Annotated in this window: 1 protein-coding gene and 1 pseudogene; both read right to left on the bottom strand. The window is 71.2% G+C overall.

The genetic code is table 11. From position 1 onward, the window contains the following. Positions 1-337 (bottom strand): annotated as a pseudogene (locus tag ABD54_RS02395) (succinate--CoA ligase subunit alpha); the annotation flags it as partial. A 38-nt stretch (positions 338-375) separates the two neighbouring features. Continuing rightward, positions 376-1563 (bottom strand): ADP-forming succinate--CoA ligase subunit beta, encoded by a 1188-nt coding sequence (gene sucC / locus ABD54_RS02390; protein WP_047867790.1) that lies wholly within the window; start codon positions 1561-1563, stop codon positions 376-378. Positions 1564-1751: the final 188 nt, after the last annotated feature.

Here is a 1751-nt window from a genome sequence, read left to right as displayed (position 1 = left end):
AGAACGCGGCCGTGTCGTGCACCGGGATGCCCTCGGTGATGACCACGGCCAGCCCGATCCCGGCGTCCACGGCCTCGAAGACCGCCTCACGCGAGAACTTGGGCGGCACGAAGATGACGGTGACGTCCGCTCCGGTGGCGGCCATGCCCTCGGCCACCGAACCGAAGACGGGCACCTCGGTGCCGTCGAAGTCGACCTTCTGACCGGCCTTGCGGGGGTTGATCCCGCCCACGACCGCGGTGCCCGAGGCGAGCATGCGCCGGGTGTGCTTGGTGCCCTCAGAGCCCGTCATGCCCTGGACGAGTACCTTGCTGTCCTTGTTGAGGAAGATAGCCATGTGTGTTCGTCGCTCCCGTCGAGGGTGTCCGGCCGCTGTCAGTCGGCGGCCGCGAGCTCGGCGGCCCGGGCGGCGGCGCCGTCCATGGTGTCCACCTGCTGTACGGCCGGGTGGGCCCGCTTGGTGAGGATCTCGCGGCCCAGCCCGGCGTTGTTGCCGTCCAGCCGCACGACCAGCGGCTTGCCGAGCTGGTCGAAACCCTCGTCGCCGCTGCGGCCCTCCAGCATGTCCAGGGCCCGGACGATGCCGTCGGCCACCGCGTCGCAGGCGGTGATACCGCCGAAGACGTTGACCAGGACGCTCCTGACCGAGGGGTCGCCCAGGACTATCTCCAGGCCGTCGGCCATCACCTCGGCCGAGGCGCCGCCGCCGATGTCCAGGAAGTTGGCGGGCTTGACGCCGCCGTGCGCCCCGCCCGCGCGGGCGACCACGTCCAGGGTGGACATGACCAGGCCCGCGCCGTTGCCGATGACGCCGACCTCGCCGTCGAGCCTGACGTAGTTCAGGCCCCTGGCCCCGGCCATGCGCTCGCGCTCGTCGGTGTCGGCGCCGTCGGTGAACGGGGTCCGCTCGGGGTGGCGGAAGGCGGCGTTGCCGTCCAGGGTCACCTTGCCGTCCAGGGCGATGATCCGCCCGTCGGCCGTGCGGACCAGGGGGTTGACCTCGACGAGGGTGGCGTCCTCCCCGACGGCGACCTGCCAGAGCCGGGTGACCACCCGGGCCGCGCAGTCGTGCACCTCCTCGGGCAGCCCGGCCGCGCGGCAGATCGCGAGGGCGGCCCCGTGGTCCACGCCCCCGGGGCCGACCGGGGTCCGCACGACCGCCTCGGGCCGGGTCCGGGCGACCTCCTCGATGTCCACGCCGCCCTCGGCGGAGCAGATCGAGAGGAAGGTGCGGTTCGCGCGGTCCAGCAGGAAGGAGAAGTAGTACTCCTCCGCGATGTCGGAGGCCTCCTCGATGAGGACGCGGCGGACGGTGTGGCCCTTGATGTCCATGCCGAGGATCTGCTCGGCCCTGGCCCGGGCGTCCTCGGGGCCCTCGGCGACCTTGACCCCGCCGGCCTTGCCGCGACCACCGGCCTTGACCTGCGCCTTGACCACCACCCGGTGGCCGATCCGCCCGGCCGCCAGCCGGGCCTGTTCGGGGGTGTCCGCGATCTCGCCCTCGACGAGGGGGACGCCGTACTCCCCGAAGAGCTGTTTGGCCTCGTACTCGTACAGATCCACCGGGCCTCCTAACGTGCGTGGTTCTCCACCACCTCCAGTGTTACGTCATACTGTATGCAGTATGCAATAGCCCCTCGGGCGGAAATGTGTTCCCGGTCACCCCTTTCCAGATCGGCGCGCTCTTTGCATACTGCATACAAGGAGGTGTCGTCATGCGCAGCCGCCGCCCGGCCCCCGATTCGTCCCCC

The organism is Nocardiopsis sp. RV163 (genome assembly GCF_001029525.1).
Lineage (GTDB): Bacteria > Actinomycetota > Actinomycetes > Streptosporangiales > Streptosporangiaceae > Nocardiopsis > Nocardiopsis dassonvillei.
The sequence above is the reverse complement of the archived record's forward strand: the minus strand, read 5'-3'. Positions and strand labels throughout refer to the sequence as shown.